The sequence below is a fragment of the Neptunicoccus cionae genome (genome assembly GCF_014643735.1).
Taxonomy (GTDB): domain Bacteria; phylum Pseudomonadota; class Alphaproteobacteria; order Rhodobacterales; family Rhodobacteraceae; genus Amylibacter; species Amylibacter cionae.
Window position 1 is genome coordinate 110722 of sequence record NZ_BMKA01000006.1, and the last position, 14105, is coordinate 124826.

Annotated in this window: 11 protein-coding genes; 6 read left to right on the plus strand and 5 right to left on the minus strand. The window is 57.4% G+C overall.

Going from position 1 to position 14105, the window contains the following annotated elements; all coding sequences use genetic code 11:
* The first annotated feature begins 1 nt into the window (after position 1).
* Entirely contained in the window at positions 2 to 1015 is a 1014-nt protein-coding gene (locus tag IEX10_RS16855) for a glycosyltransferase (RefSeq protein ID WP_188678071.1), read from the plus strand.
* Positions 1012 to 1986, plus strand: a complete 975-nt coding sequence (locus IEX10_RS16860) for a hypothetical protein (RefSeq protein ID WP_188678073.1) — start codon at positions 1012 to 1014, stop codon at positions 1984 to 1986. The genes IEX10_RS16855 and IEX10_RS16860 overlap by 4 nt, the downstream gene beginning before the upstream one ends.
* A gap of 64 nt (positions 1987 to 2050) precedes the next feature.
* Here the strand turns inward: IEX10_RS16860 and IEX10_RS16865 are convergent, their stop codons facing one another.
* The 4 genes from IEX10_RS16865 to IEX10_RS16880 all read right to left on the minus strand — a co-directional run bounded on the left by IEX10_RS16865 (position 2051) and on the right by IEX10_RS16880 (position 6899).
* The gene (locus tag IEX10_RS16865) at positions 2051 to 3814 is read right to left on the minus strand and encodes a glycosyltransferase (RefSeq protein WP_188678080.1); all 1764 of its coding nucleotides are present in this window, start codon (positions 3812 to 3814) and stop codon (positions 2051 to 2053) included.
* A gap of 53 nt (positions 3815 to 3867) precedes the next feature.
* On the minus strand, positions 3868 to 5013 hold the full coding sequence (locus tag IEX10_RS16870) for a hypothetical protein (protein WP_188678083.1): 1146 nt from the start codon (positions 5011 to 5013) through the stop codon (positions 3868 to 3870).
* A gap of 11 nt (positions 5014 to 5024) precedes the next feature.
* A complete protein-coding gene (locus tag IEX10_RS16875; RefSeq protein WP_188678084.1) occupies positions 5025 to 6020 on the minus strand; it encodes a hypothetical protein in 996 nt (331 codons plus the stop codon).
* A 96-nt stretch (positions 6021 to 6116) separates the two neighbouring features.
* On the minus strand, positions 6117 to 6899 hold the full coding sequence (locus IEX10_RS16880) for a WecB/TagA/CpsF family glycosyltransferase (RefSeq protein ID WP_188678086.1): 783 nt from the start codon (positions 6897 to 6899) through the stop codon (positions 6117 to 6119).
* A gap of 205 nt (positions 6900 to 7104) precedes the next feature.
* On the opposite strand from IEX10_RS16880, the gene IEX10_RS16885 reads away from it, so the two are divergent.
* The 4 genes from IEX10_RS16885 to IEX10_RS16900 are packed head-to-tail and all read left to right on the plus strand — an operon-like array spanning position 7105 to position 12326.
* Positions 7105 to 7950 carry a glycosyltransferase family 2 protein gene (locus IEX10_RS16885; RefSeq protein ID WP_188678087.1) on the plus strand — a complete coding sequence of 282 codons (846 nt, stop codon included), beginning with the start codon at positions 7105 to 7107 and terminating at the stop codon, positions 7948 to 7950.
* A 38-nt stretch (positions 7951 to 7988) separates the two neighbouring features.
* Positions 7989 to 9977 carry an acyltransferase family protein gene (locus tag IEX10_RS16890; protein WP_188678088.1) on the plus strand — a complete coding sequence of 663 codons (1989 nt, stop codon included), beginning with the start codon at positions 7989 to 7991 and terminating at the stop codon, positions 9975 to 9977.
* Positions 9974 to 11566, plus strand: coding sequence for an FAD-dependent oxidoreductase (locus IEX10_RS16895; RefSeq protein ID WP_188678089.1), 1593 nt, complete (start codon positions 9974 to 9976; stop codon positions 11564 to 11566). The genes IEX10_RS16890 and IEX10_RS16895 overlap by 4 nt, the downstream gene beginning before the upstream one ends.
* The gene (locus IEX10_RS16900) at positions 11556 to 12326 is read left to right on the plus strand and encodes an SDR family oxidoreductase (RefSeq protein WP_188678091.1); all 771 of its coding nucleotides are present in this window, start codon (positions 11556 to 11558) and stop codon (positions 12324 to 12326) included. The genes IEX10_RS16895 and IEX10_RS16900 overlap by 11 nt, the downstream gene beginning before the upstream one ends.
* On the opposite strand, the gene IEX10_RS16905 is transcribed toward IEX10_RS16900, so the two are convergent.
* A complete protein-coding gene (locus tag IEX10_RS16905) occupies positions 12268 to 13821 on the minus strand; it encodes an O-antigen ligase family protein (protein ID WP_188678093.1) in 1554 nt (517 codons plus the stop codon). The genes IEX10_RS16900 and IEX10_RS16905 overlap by 59 nt on opposite strands.
* Positions 13822 to 14105 lie beyond the last annotated feature (284 nt).

Genomic DNA, 14105 nt, shown 5'->3' on the forward strand with positions numbered 1-14105 from the left:
AATGGTAGCGGACGGGCAGCATATCCTGCTGGACCAGCGGCTGGTGGCGGTTGTGGCCACCTTCAATCGTTCTGCCGCGCTGCAAAAAACCATTGCCCGTCTGCTGGATGAACCCTGCGAGGCGATTGTGGTGGTGGACAACGGCTCCACCGATGGCACGCGGGAGTGGCTGCACGACCAGACTGACGCGCGGATTTATCCGGTGTTCCCCAAGGACAACCTCGGCGGGGCAGGGGGGTTTGAGCTGGGCATGCATGTGGCGATGGAGCAATTCGATCCCGATTGGGTTGTGGTCATGGATGATGACGCCCGTCCCGACCCCGGTGCCTTTATCCGCTTTGTCGATGCAGCCCATCACGGCTGGGATGTGCTGGCAGCGGCGGTTTACTACCCCGATGGCAGTATCTGCGAAATGAACCGCCCCTCGCGCAATCCCTTCTGGCATCTGCGTGAAGCCCTTGGCACCATCTGGGGAACCCTGCGGGGGCAGGGGCGGCAGGGGTTTCATATTCCCGACAGTGCCTATACCGGCGCGGATGTGCTGCCGGTGGATGCAGCCTCTTTCGTGGGGATGTTTGTGTCCCGTGCGGTGATCCAGAAGATCGGCCTGCCCGATGGCAAGATGTTCATCTACGGCGATGATGTGGGCTACAGCCTGCGGGCACGGCAGGCGGATTTCACCATTGGTTTTGCGCCGGACCTGCGCTTTGAACACGAATGTTCCACTTTTATCGAAAATAAGGTCTACCGGCCCTATTGGAAGATCTATTACAACTACCGCAACGGGCTGATCAATTACCGCGCGGCGGCTGGAATTTATTTCTGGTTTGTAGCGCCCGTGTTTATTGCGAAATGGTTCCGCAATGCAAAGCATTACGGTGAAGATAAACATATATTTATCAACCTGTTACGCCGCGCAATCAAAGACGGTTTCGCCAACCGCAGAGAGGTTAGCCACACAGAGGTTCTGGCCCTTGTGGAGTCATTAAAAACGAAAGATAGGCCCGCGCCATGACCTGTGAACTTGTATTCCATCTCGGGGACCGGAAAACCGGCAGCACCTCGATCCAGAAGACCCTGACCGATGGCTTGTGGAACAGCGACAGCCGGTCCCTGTATTATACTGCCAACGGGCATAACGGTCCGCTCGCCCATGCGCTGGCAACAGGGGCGAATCCCGATAATATCCAGCAGCGTTTTACAAGTCTCGGTCAGCGGCTGGCCCGTCATGCCGCGGATGCAGATGTGGCGGTTGTCTCTAGCGAGGGCTTTGAGGATGTTGCCCCCAAGACCCTTAAACTGGCGCTTGAGGCTTATCTGCCCGACTATGCAGACGCCGTGCGCCTGATTGCCTATGTGCGGCCCCACGGGGCGCGGGTGCTGTCGGGGTATAGCGAGCAGGTCAAACGGGGCCAGAGTGTCGGCAGCCTTGAGTCTTATTTCAGCGAAGGCATGGCGCTGGGGCGGTTTGATGCCTTTCCACGGCTGTCCGAATGGCGCGAAGTCTTCGGGGACGCCTTCACCCTGCGCCCGATGATCCGCGACGGTCTGTATCAGGACTGTGTCGTGCAGGACTTTATGCGCTATGCGCTGCAAAGTGAGGATTTCTCCCTGTCATGGCAGCCGGATGCAAACCCGTCCCTGTGTGCCCAAGACATCGCCGTGTTGCGGGACATTCACCAGCGGCTTGACGGGGCAGGGGTGACACCGGCACAGGCGGGGTATCTCGGTTCGGCGATCGGGGAGCAAATGGCAGAGCATCCAATCCCGAATGGCCAGCGGCTGCATCTGCCCGCAGATTTGGCAGAGCAGGTGATCGCGGGATGCAAACAGGATGCAGAGGCACTTGACCGGATGTTCTTTGACGCCACCCCGATGAGCGATGCGCTTAATGCTTTGAAAGGGGCGGGTGATACCCCTGCCGCTCCAGGTCCGGATGCCGCTCGGATTGCCGGTCTGATGGGCGCGTGGCTCGGCCGGTTGTAAGCGCCGCGCCGCATTTTGACAGCCAGTTATTTAGTCGAAGAAACAAGGGGTCAGCGCCCCTTGTTCAACTGTCTTTATAAACCTCGTCCCAATAACTGGCAGCGGCGATCCTTGGATAGCTCTCACGGTAGTCTTTCACCAGTTCGGGATAGGAATTGCGCAGTTTCCAGAACAGCTTTACGCCCCGCCACATCAGGCCGATCCCCCGCCCCGCAGAGCGGCGGGTGGTATAGGCTTTGGTCCGGTCGGTGTTAAGATAGGTGATCCTGCGCGCGCCCCAACAGATATGCAGGCTGCCACGGTCCTGGGGCGCAACCACCACAGTGCCAGCCCCGAGCATGGGCAGTAGATGTCCGTTCAGGCTGAATTTATAAAGCGCCAGCTTCCAGCGGGGGATACGACGATGGGGATCGGCCACATTGTCCAGCGTACTCGCATCCACAGGGCGCCAGACTTCGTTTCCGACCATGGATTTGATCCGCCCACGGCGTTCGGCCATGTCTTTATTATTCAAAAAGAACTCCGGTCCCTGCATCACATCTTCCCATGCCAGAAGACAGGTTTCCATCGTATCATACTGGAATTTAATGATATTCCTCAGCAGGAACTTCAGGCCGATCTTGCCCACGCCGGTGCTGCCAATTTCCATGCTGGGAAGGGACAAATGATGCGCCATATGGCTGCGCAAATCCAGATACCATGTCAGCGGGTTCTCTTTTTCGATGAACCCGTCCTGAAAGGAGACCACCCCGTTCAACAGGGTGATGTTGAAATCATTGGCAATGGAAAAGCTGACATCATCGCCGCGTACAAAGAACGGATAGGGGTGGTATTGCGCGTGTTCCACGGGAAAGGCGAAGAACCACCAGCCGCCGTAAAGTGTAGGGTAGTGGTCTCGTTCGGATTCAAATTCCATTTTGGAAAGCGCAGTCAGATCCCGCAGGTCCTGAAAATTGTGCAAAGGGTGGCAGCTCTGGTTGAACCACGCGCCGTTTTCCCACATGGCCCATTTATGGGTGTTGTTGATCATCGCCCCCGCAATCGCGGTGCGGCTGTCTGTGGCAAGGGCCAGAAACACAAAGCTGCGATGCAGGCTTTCCATCGGGAAGGCGGCATCGTCATCGGTGAACAGCACATGGGTGAAGTCCCGTTTGATCGCCGTCTGCAACCCCCGTGCAAAACCGCCAGCCCCGCCCAGATTATCATTGGGGTAATAGCTGGTCTGCGGGCTTTCAGAGACTTGCGCGCTTTTGCCGTTGTCCACCACGAGGATATGAATATTCTCTTTATATTCATGGTTCTCTAGGTAGCCCTCCAAGCGTTTTACCGTGTTTTGTACCGCTGTTTCCCGTTTGAACGTGGTAATCGAAACCGCCAGACGGGGCAGGGCAGACAGAGCCCGTTTTGTGGTGAAACGGGCCCCCGTCAGCCGTGCATCGCTAAGCGCCTTCAGACGGAAGTAGATCATCCCTTTTTGCGAGGTTTCGCTATAGCTGCTGATGTCTACCAGTGTGGCCTCACCGCTAAGGGTCAGGATCTCGCATTGCTGGGTGTTCCAGGACTGGTCGGGCAGGGCGTGGTAGACTTCCAGTTCCAGCGTGCCGCTGCCTGTCAGTTCCAGCCACAGATTGTCCAGCGCGCAGGCCTTGTGCCATTTGCCGATTGAAAGCGCGTTGAAGTAAGTGCCAAAATCCGCTGTTCCGCCCGCGCTGAATTGAAGGGTTTCGCTGGGACGGTCCAGCCCCACCAGATTGTTCAGGCGCACATAAAGGTCGATCTCGGTACAGATATCGGGATCGGGAAAGGCAATATTCTGTAAGGTAATCATAAGTATATCCTTTGTGCGCAAAAAAATCGGGGCGCTAAATCGGGTAAAGGGCTTTAAAACAGGTCAAGAAGATCATCCTCATTGAATTCCTGATCGCCGGTCGTCTTTTGGTTTTTCGCCCCGCCCCCTTTGGGGCCAGTGCCTTTGGCTGCACGGGGCCCATCTTTAAGGATTTCCCGCAAAGCAGAGCCGTTCGGGGCTTTCCGGCTGGTCAACAGACCGGCCCAGATGTCTACCATGCGGATGGCTTCGGGCGAAAGGTGGTCTTCGGCGGCAATGGACTGGGGCGCTTTAACCGCCTTGGAACGAGCGGCCAGCAGGGCGTCTTTCATCGGGGTTTCGGGGGCAAAAAACGCCTGATCCAGGGCCTGTGCATCGGCCAGATAAGCCTCTTGCACCGCTTCGGCCAGATCGGCGTGCAGGGCCAGTTTGGTGTGGTTTGCGGGCTGTTCCGGTGCCTCGGCCAGCAGGGTTCCAAGGGTCTTGCCAAGACTGACCTGAAACTTCGTGCTGTTGGGCACGGCCGCGATCCGGCTTTGCAAAAGCCGCATCATTGCGAGGTCTTCCAGTGACATGGAGGGATTGCTTTGGGGGGAATCCGCAAGCTGATGGGGGGTGTCCCCCAGCAGAAACTCTGCGAAATCCGCAACAATATCCCCGTTCACAAGTGCGCCCCGTACGAAGGGGCGCAGGGTGAAGCTGCTGCCGAAAGTTTCGCGCCAGCGGTTGAACCGTGGCGTATACTGTAGCGGTCTTTTTTCCAGCCGCATGGCGTGATAGGCGTCCAGATCCCCGTCAAAATGCCCGAGTTTTATGGCCTCGGCGTAGTTGGACACCAGCCGGTCCCCATGGGGGCGCACATAGGCCAGCAACCGGACCCGCCCCAGAAGATCGGGAAAGAATTCCTTCAGGGCCTCTTGCAGCGCGGCGGGATCAACGGATTCAAAATGTTCGGCCGAGATCACCGCTATATCCGCATCAGAGCGGTGGATCCGTTTGGCCAGCTTGCCGAACCGTTGGTCCCGCTGGCTTGCCAGCGCCTTGACAGAAAGGGTCTTGGCCAGCGGAATGTGATTGTTGCCGGTGGGATAGAATATGCTGGCATCAGGGCTTTGGATCGCCCCAGCGACCAGCGCGTCCTGAATGGCGGTACTGCCGGTTTTGCGGTCCCCCAGATGAATGACAAGCTGCTTGACCATTTCGTTCTATCCTATTGTTTGGACTTGGCTTTATGCGCATTGATCAAGGCGCGCACCAGCGGGGCCACAAGGGTTTCCATCGTCTCGTAACTGTCCGCTGGTAGTTTCAGCTCTGATATTTTTGCGTTCTCGTCGGGGACAGGATCATGAAACAGTTCGTCCCGCCCGAAATAGCGTTCCGCCACCCATGCGTTGCCAGCGGCATGTTCGTCCAGAATTATACGACGCTGTTCATGGCTCAGGATCAGGGAACCGGCGGCTTCAGGCTGTGTTTCGCGGATGATTTCATCCACCTTGCCACAGGCACGGTCAAACACCACGCGGTAATCGGTGGGGGCTTCATCCAGCGGCAGGCAGCGCATCATCTCGCTGACCAGTGGCGTAAGGCTGGCATTGCGCTTGGGCGGGGTGGTGAAACTGTCATCCAGCTCCAGCCCCATCAGTGCTGCGAAATTCGCAATCGGGCCTTCGGGCATCTGGTCCCGTTCAAACACGTTCAGCAGCACATTTTCGCGGCCAAACAGTTTTTCGAGATGGGTGATATGGGCTTTGTAATCCATCCAGGGAAATTGGGCACGGCGCTCAAAAAACTCATTTACTGTCAGATGGCACAGGGCAGGGCGCCACTGCCATTTCACATTCTGGAAATACCAGCTTTCGAGCCACAGATCCTGACGGCGCAGGCAGAAGATCACTTTCACATCAAAATGCTCGCGGAACTTGGCCAGCACCGACAGATCGCGCCGACAGGAGATATCCTCATCGCTGAGCAGGATGGAATGGATGTCCATCTGTTTGCTCTCAGCGCGGAAGTTCAGATCCTTGGCCACCTCATGGGGGTTTTTGCTGCCGTCAAACAACTGGTTCATCAGCTTCATGTGGCGTGGGGTGTTATAGGGATAAAGCACGCCCTTAGTGCGCAGGGCTTTGGCATTCTTTGCCATGAAGGACTGGATTGAACTGGTGGCCGTGCGGTGGTTGCCAATGTGTAAATACAATCTGCGCATGAAATACAGTACCCTCTGAGTGTCGCCTGATGTGTTTAGTCAAGTTGCCTGACGGGCAAAACCCTATTTCTGCGGATTTGGCAAGGAAAAGGGCCTTTAAGCGTTGTCCTGCTGGGGTGCCCGATCTTTTCGGGCCGTCCATGCCAACTGGGGTAGGATAGCAAAACAGGCGCCATAGCGTCGCGCCAGTCGCGCAGGATTTCCTGCCAGTCGCCAAAGCCACTCTAACGCCAGCCGTCGTACGATACGGGGCGCGCGTTGTTGTGTTCCGGCAATGAAATCCAGGCCGGCGCCAATCGACACAAAACCGCAGGCGGGCAGGGCTTCTGCGCCACGTACGGCCAAGATTTCCTGCTTGGGGGCGCCAAGGGCCAGAAAACACAAGCCTGCGCCGCTGGCCCCCAATTTGGCGATCAGTTCGTCCGCTTCCTTGTTGGTGGGATCAAACCCGAAAGGAGGAGCAATCTGCGCCACGATCTCAAGACCGGGATGGGCCGCTTCCAACGCTGTAGCTGTGGCGGATAATGTGTCCGGAGTTGACCCGAACAACGCCACCGGAACACCGTGCTTGGCTGCGATATTCGCCAGAGGGGTGATCAGTTCCGATCCTGGCACGAGATCCACCGGCCGCCCCGCCAGACGCGATAACCAGACGATCGGATTGCCATCGGCGACCACATGGCTGTGGTGAAGGTAGGCCGCCTTGAAATCCGGATTTTGACGCAATTTGACACAGTGGTCCAAATTCAGCGTGGCAAGCGTAAAGCCCTGTCTCTTTGCCAAACGATCCGAAATTTCCCCAAGGAGGGCATTGCGGTTCGGGTGCGTGATACGCACTTTGCCTGCCGGGGCGCTCTGTCCCCAGTAAATATCCGCCATAATCTTCCGCCTAACCTTATAAATAAATTCTGATATTGCCTTCGTAGAATGCTAAATTTTCTCCTGAACGGATCTGTAACCAGAGCGCTATGTATGTCGCTTCTTTGTGCTAAGAATAGGACACAGCGAAGCGCACTTTGCCCGAAGTGACGCCAAGTTAGACAGAAACAGGCAAGACCGGCAAGACGGACCAAGAGGTTTGAGTATGACAGTGGCAGTGAACACCCAGTTTAGCATTATCATCGCGGCGAACAATGAAGAGGATTATATCGGGCCCTGTCTGGATGCTGTGCTGGCGCAGGATCCAGAGGCCGGTGTGTTGGAGGTCATTGTTGCTGCAAATGCCTGCACGGATCGTACCGAAGACATCGTAACAGGGTATCTCCCTCGCTTCACCGCACGAGGGTGGCAGTTAACCTGTCTGCATCTGGACCCGCCTGGCAAGGTGGGCGCGTTGAATGCAGGTGATCGGGCGGCCATAGGCGCCATGCGCGCCTATCTGGATGCGGATGTGATCTGTGACCCTGCCTTGATCGGCCAACTTCGGGCTGCCCTGTCGTCGGAGCGCCCGCTTTATGCCACTGGCACGCTGGTTGTGACACCGGCCCGCAGCTGGATTACGCGGGCCTATGCCAAATTCTGGCAGCAACTGCCTTTTGTCAAAGGCGGCGCGGTGGGGGCGGGGTTGTTTGCAGTGAACGGTGCGGGCCGTGCCCTTTGGGGGGACTTCCCCGAGGTTATCTCGGATGACACATTTGTGCGGCTGAATTTCCCGCCGGATCAGCGGATTGAGGTGCCAGCGGCCTATCACTGGCCCATGATCGAAGGCTGGTTCGGGCTGGTCAAAGTGCGCCGCCGTCAGGATGCCGGAGTGCGTGAAATTTATGATCTCTACCCCCATCTGGCCGCCAATGAAGCCAAGGTGGGTTTGGGACGGAAGGAGCTTGTGTCGCTGGCGTTGCGATATCCGGTCAGTTTTGCTGTTTATGTCGGCGTGGCGCTGAACGTACGCGCACGTCCTGCGCCTGCGGGCTGGACCCGTGGACGATAGCATCGTATTTGGGAAGAACATATTTAAGGATCATTTGATTGCATCAATACCGTAGAGAGATCGATGGACTGCGCGCGCTCGCCATCTTGCCGGTCTTGTTCTTTCACTTCGATATACCCGGATTTTCTGGCGGTTTTGTCGGAGTGGATATTTTTTTCGTCATTTCGGGCTTTTTGATTGGCGGTATCCTCTGGGGGGAGTTGTCAGACACCGGACGGGTGCGGTTGGGGCATTTCTATCTGCGCCGGATCCGGCGGTTGGCTCCGGTTTACTTTGCGGTGATCCTGACCTGCCTTGTGGTTGGCTGGCTGATCATGCTGCCGTTTGATTTCCGCGCCCTTGGCAAAGAGATCATCAGTTCCTCGGTATATCTGTCCAACGTCTATTTCTTTTCCGAAGCAGGCTATTTCGACACGGCGGCCAAGGAAAAGATCCTGTTGCACACATGGTCGCTGTCGGTGGAGGAACAGTTTTATATCTTCCTGCCTTTGACCCTGCTTTTGCTCAAAGCTGTGCGATCCTCCCTTCCGGTTGTGCTAGGTCTTGTCGGGCTGGTCTCGTTTATTGCCTGTATTGCCGTGACCCCCCAGTCCCAGACTGCGACATTCTATTTGTTCCCGTTTCGCGCATGGGAGATGCTGGCAGGTGTCTTACTGGCTATCGCGGGCGTGCAGCGGGGCCTGACATGGGATCTGCACCCCGCGCTGTCTTGGGGGGGCGTTGCGCTGATGGGGGCGGGGGTGACGCTGCTGACGCCTGACCCGAGCTTTCCGGGCTGGAAAGCAGCCGTGCCGGTGCTGGGGGCCGTGCTGATCATCGCCAATGGAAAGAACGCCAACCTGATCAATCAGGTGCTCTCCAGTCGGGTATTGGTGTTCATCGGGTTGATTTCCTATTCGCTTTATCTTTGGCATTGGCCGATTGTGACGCTGTCCAGTTATTATTGGGGTGAGGCGGGTTCGCTCCCTGTACGTCTGGTGAAAATCGTTTTGTCTGTTGGCGTGGCTTACCTCAGCTGGCGGTTCATCGAAGGGCCTACCCGCCGTGCCAGAATACCCCCCGCGTGGTTGTTCACCGCAGCAGGTGTTGCAACGGCTGGGGCACTTGCGGCTGGGGCGCTGTTGTTTGTCAGGGACGGACTGCCGGAGCGGTTTGATCCGCAGGTGCGCACCCATATCGAAGCCACGCGCGGATTCCGGCAGGACTGGCGTCGCTGTATCGTACCGGCAGAGGGTGGTTTTTCCGGGATTGAAGTCTGCCCCATAGGCCCTGAAGGTGAACCGCGTTTGTTGATCTGGGGTGACAGTCATGTGCGCGCCTTCAAGGAGGGGCTGGAGCAGGCGGCGTTTGAACATAATGTGCCTGCGCTCATCATCTGGCGGGCGGGTTGCGTGCCGGCTTTTGGATTGGAAAAGTCCGAGAACACTTCGACGTCGGTGCAAAATACGGCGTGCGGTGAGAAGAACCGGCAGATTGAAGCCGCCCTGAGCAAAGGGGCCTTTGATACGGTACTGCTGATCGGTCGCTGGACCTATTATACCCAAGGGGTTGGCGTCGGGCGCGATGTGCAAAACACGATCAAGATTAGCGCCACCGATGGGCACGAAACCCCGCAGGATGCGCTGGTCCGCCAAGCGATGCAGGACAGTATCGCCACCCTGACGGAACAGGGTCGCAAGGTTTTTGTGTTGCGTCAGGCTCCGGAAATATTCGACTATGATTCCCGTGTGGTCGCACGGGATCTGGCCCATGGACGTATGAATCAGGAGGATGTGGCAAGGCTTTCTGTGACCCCGCTGGAAGACCTTGAACTGCGCAACGCCGAGGCCGACCGGATGCTCGCCGCCCTGTCAGGACAGGCCGAGGTAATCGACCCGTGGCCGTTCTTTTGTGATGACACCGGTTGTTCGGCCATGTGGGACGGTCGTGCGGAATATCTGGACAACAACCACGTGATTAATACCACTGCCAAACGCCTGCGCGGGATTTTTGCCCCAGTGTTTGACGCTGCCGGAGGCACGCCATGAAACTGCAACAGGCGCAAACCCGAAGCTGGGATGTGATCGTCATCGGTGCGGGTATGGGGGGCGGGATCGCTGCGCGTCGGCTGGCTGAACAGGGGCTGTCCGTGCTGATTGTTGAAAAAGGTCCTCAGGATCATCCTCAAGAACAGCAGGGGCTGAACCAGAAGATGCTGGATCCGGTGGCGCGGCGTGTACGCAGTTTCTGGCCCACGCAGATAGAGGCCACGCTGAACGGACGTACCAGCCGCAGTTTTGCCGCCCTTGGGTGCGGTGTGGGGGGATCATCGGTGTTTTATGCAGGCGCGCTGGAACGCCCCGAACGCCACGATCTGGAAGATACACCGGCCATGCCCCATCCCACAGGGGGCTGGCCCGTCGGCTACGACGATTTTGCGCCCTATTATGCGCAGGCCGAAGACATCCTGCATATCGCCGGTGAAAACGACCCGCTTTCGACCGAGGCTGCGTTTCCGCTGAAAACACCTGTACCGATCAGTGCTGACGAGCAGCAGATGATGGACAGGATGGCGAAGAACGGATTGCACCCCTACCGGTTGCCGTTGTCGATCCGCCATATTGAAGGGTGTATGATGTGCATCGGGCACAAATGCCCGCGCCGTTGCAAGATGGACGGGCGCTCCGCAGGGATCGAACCGGCTCTGGCTACAGGTCATGCCACGCTGCTGACCGATTGCGATGCCACTGCGCTGGTCTATGACGACAAGGTGGTGACAGGGGTCAAGCTGACCCAAGACGGACAGGACGCGATCTTATGCGCACGTTTTTATGTTCTGGCCGCAGGGGGGTATGGCTCGCCCCGGTTGCTGTTGCGGTCGCAGGGACCAAACCCTGCAGGCTGCGCCAATTCTTCGGATTGGGTGGGGCGCGGGCTGATGTTTCACCTGAATGAGCTGTTCGTGCTTTGGCCCCAGCGCAAACATCGCTTCAAAGGGGCGTCCAAGGCGATTTCCCTGCGGGACCTATACAGTCATAAGGGCGAAAGATTTGGGGTCATCCAATCGGTCGGGCTTGAGGCCTCCTTTGGCAATATAGCCACATTCCTGTGCGGGATTTACGATCGCTCGGTGCTGCGCCATATCCCCAGGTTGCGCTATCCGCTGACCAATATTCCGGCTCTGATTGCAGCGCGGATGTTGGGAGATGCCAAGGTTTTTTCGGCCATTATGGAAGATCTGCCCTATCCCGATAACCGGGTGGTGCTGAACGAAAATGATCCCGATGTGCCGACGTTTCAATATACTATTCCTGATGAGATGATGGCGCGCTGGCGGGCTTACCGGCGCCGGATCAGAAAGGCGTTTGCCGGGCACCGGCGGCTGATGACGGGGATGGCCCCCCAGTTGAACTTTGGCCATCCTTGCGGCACCTTGCGGTTCGGACATGATCCGGCGACCTCTGTTTTGGATGCCAGTTGCAAAACCCATGATTTGAACAATCTTTATGTGACGGATTCGTCGTTCTTTCCGACCTCTCTCGGGGTGAACCCCAGCCTGACCATTGCCGCCAATTCCCTGCGTGTCGGTGATATCATCGTCGCACGCGCCAAATCGGAGACCCCAGATGAATTATAATCAAACCTTGGCAAACGGTGTCGTTGTCGTCACCGGGGCCAGCTCGGGCCTTGGGCGGGCGCTGTGTCAGGACTTGATGGGGCGGGGCGTGCGTGTGGCGGGGCTGGCCCGCTCAAACGCCCCTTTGCAGCAAATGGCAAAAGACGCGCCCGAGGGATTGTTTTTGCCGGTTGCTGTGGATGTGGGCGATCCGGAGGCGGTCACGGCGGCCTTTGCAAAAATCCGCAGCGAAATGGGCGCCGTAAGCGTATTGATCAATAATGCGGCGCTCTATCCGCGCCGTGATATTCTTGAGGAAACGGTCGACAGCTTCATGCACACGGTGCAGGTCAATCTGGGCGGCATGGTCGCCTGCACTGCCGAGGCGCTTGGCGATATGGTGGAAACCGGCGTGGGCCGGATCGTGAATGTCACGACCTATGCAGGCAACGGACCGGCCCCTACGGCAGCGGCCTATTCAGTGTCCAAAGGGGCCTGCCGGATTTACACCAAGGCGCTACTGGCCGATCTGGGCGACCGGTTTCCCGATATCATTATCAACGAATGGATTCCCGGTGCACTGAACACTACCATGGGCATTCCCGATGGACTGGATCCTGCCGACGTCGCCCGCTGGGGGGGCAAACTGGCGTTGATGCATGACCGCGCGATATCCGGGATGACATTTGAGAGGGATCGTTCGGTTCAACCACCCGCCGGGATCAAACGGCGGATTGTGAACCGGATCTTAGGGCAGGCGCGGCAGGTGCATCTCGGCTAGGTCTTCTGCGCGGGGCTGGTTTGGCCGGATCCCCGCGCGGCCGTCGTTCGTATCGCCCTAAAAGGGCCCCCGCCACCATCCAGGTGACTGGCGTCAGTCCGGAGTTGGGGATCAGATCAATCAGATTGACCACAAGAATTATGCAAAGACCTTGTGTGACGATAGAATTTGCCAGCGCCCCCCTGCTTGACATGTACAAAAAGGCCGGCAGGGTCAGCAGCCCGAATTGCGCAAGATAGCCCGCCCACCCCGCATTACCAAAAACGATCACCCAAGTGCCATCAGTGACGGACAGATCCTTGCCGCTGACAGGGTCATAGACGCGACTGCGGCCCCATCCGCCCCAGCCCAACAAAGGTTTTTCCGAAGCGCGCTCCAGCAGGATATCTTCGTTGTCGAGCCGGAACTTGAACGAATGCGCCCGATCGGCGCTGATCGACTGGGCGAATTCATACATGCGATCCACCGGGGCCAGTCCAGCCGAGCGCATCATCGGATAGACCAGCACAGCCAGTGCAAAGACCATCGACAGGATACGCCAGTGCCGCGCCTTGGTCAGGAACATGATCGGCAGGAACAGTGACGCAATCATAAAGGCGCCAAGGGTTTTGGACATAAAGAGGATGAAAAAGAGCCACAGGAAGGCATAAAACGCAAGCGCTGCACGTTGTGGCGGGGAGGCGGCTGTGTCACGTGCGCCCCGCAGTTTGCCCGCAGCAGACTTGCTGGCAACCCGTTCCCGGTAAAGCGTGAAGGCGGCCAGAACCGACAGCAATATGAACAATCCGACCCGCAGCCCGTGCTGGATAAACACCATCGGGCGATATCCCCCGTCCCGAACCTGCTGGCCAAACAGATGGGCGTGAAAGCCGTAAAGCCAGCGATGTAATTGCGGGCTGAGACGGATTTCGATCAGGATCAGCAGTGAATAGACCAGTCCGGCGGCGACAAAGGCGCGCAGCAATTGCACATGCGCCTCCTGTGTGGCCAGATGCCGCCGCGCCAGCAGAAACGGCAGCACCATCACTGCGGTATTCAACATCATCGAAAAGATGTCATAGGTCCGGATACCCGGTATCACCCGCGGTCCGGCGACAACAATATCGTTATTCGTCATCGAAATCCCGATCGGGGTGACAAACAGCATCAGCAGACACAGGTTCGCAATCCAGTTGTGCCGAAAGGATTTCCCCTCTTTTCCCTTCGGGCGGGGCCGCCTTGCCGGGGGCGATGTTCCCGCAGCGGCGCGCGGCGCGCGGCGCGGCTGCAAGGGGGGCGGGGTCAACCAGCACATTATGGCCGCCACCAGGCTCGGAATGAGCACCTTGTCTAAAGCGGGCAAAAGGGGAAGGTCTATTTCGGTGCGTTCGGGCAGAAACAGATAGCCGCCCATAATCGACCATACCAGTGCTTGTGGCAGGGGTAATCGCCGGAACAGGATGATCACAACCAGCGGATAGCTGAACAAAACAATGTATGCGAACAGATTGGGCATCAGCTTATGTCAGGTAGACCTCTATTACGTCATACTGTTGTTGATATCTTAACCAATAGATACCCTGCATGCCACAAACCATGACTTGTGATCCAGTGCTGCTTTTGAAACGGGGAGGCGCATGTGGCCTGTCTGTTCCGCTTCCAGACGCGCCGGAGTCTGTCGTACATGCTACAAGCTTTTGACAGAAATGAAGAATTGCGATATCGAGATACTCTAAATACGTGGTATAAAAACGGGATAAACCCCCATATTTCCAATACGGTTTCCAATAAGGAGGCAAC

Excerpts from the sequence above, each read along its gene's own strand:
- IEX10_RS16855 (WP_188678071.1), top strand. The coding sequence starts at position 2 with ATGGTAGCGGACGGGCAGCATATCCTGCTGGACCAGCGGCTGGTGGCG.
- IEX10_RS16870 (WP_188678083.1), bottom strand. The coding sequence starts at position 5,013 with ATGGTCAAGCAGCTTGTCATTCATCTGGGGGACCGCAAAACCGGCAGT.
- IEX10_RS16885 (WP_188678087.1), top strand. The coding sequence starts at position 7,105 with ATGACAGTGGCAGTGAACACCCAGTTTAGCATTATCATCGCGGCGAAC.
- IEX10_RS16875 (WP_188678084.1), bottom strand. The coding sequence starts at position 6,020 with ATGCGCAGATTGTATTTACACATTGGCAACCACCGCACGGCCACCAGT.
- IEX10_RS16895 (WP_188678089.1), top strand. The coding sequence starts at position 9,974 with ATGAAACTGCAACAGGCGCAAACCCGAAGCTGGGATGTGATCGTCATC.
- IEX10_RS16865 (WP_188678080.1), bottom strand. The coding sequence starts at position 3,814 with ATGATTACCTTACAGAATATTGCCTTTCCCGATCCCGATATCTGTACC.
- IEX10_RS16860 (WP_188678073.1), top strand. The coding sequence starts at position 1,012 with ATGACCTGTGAACTTGTATTCCATCTCGGGGACCGGAAAACCGGCAGC.
- IEX10_RS16900 (WP_188678091.1), top strand. The coding sequence starts at position 11,556 with ATGAATTATAATCAAACCTTGGCAAACGGTGTCGTTGTCGTCACCGGG.
- IEX10_RS16880 (WP_188678086.1), bottom strand. The coding sequence starts at position 6,899 with ATGGCGGATATTTACTGGGGACAGAGCGCCCCGGCAGGCAAAGTGCGT.
- IEX10_RS16905 (WP_188678093.1), bottom strand. The coding sequence starts at position 13,821 with ATGCCCAATCTGTTCGCATACATTGTTTTGTTCAGCTATCCGCTGGTT.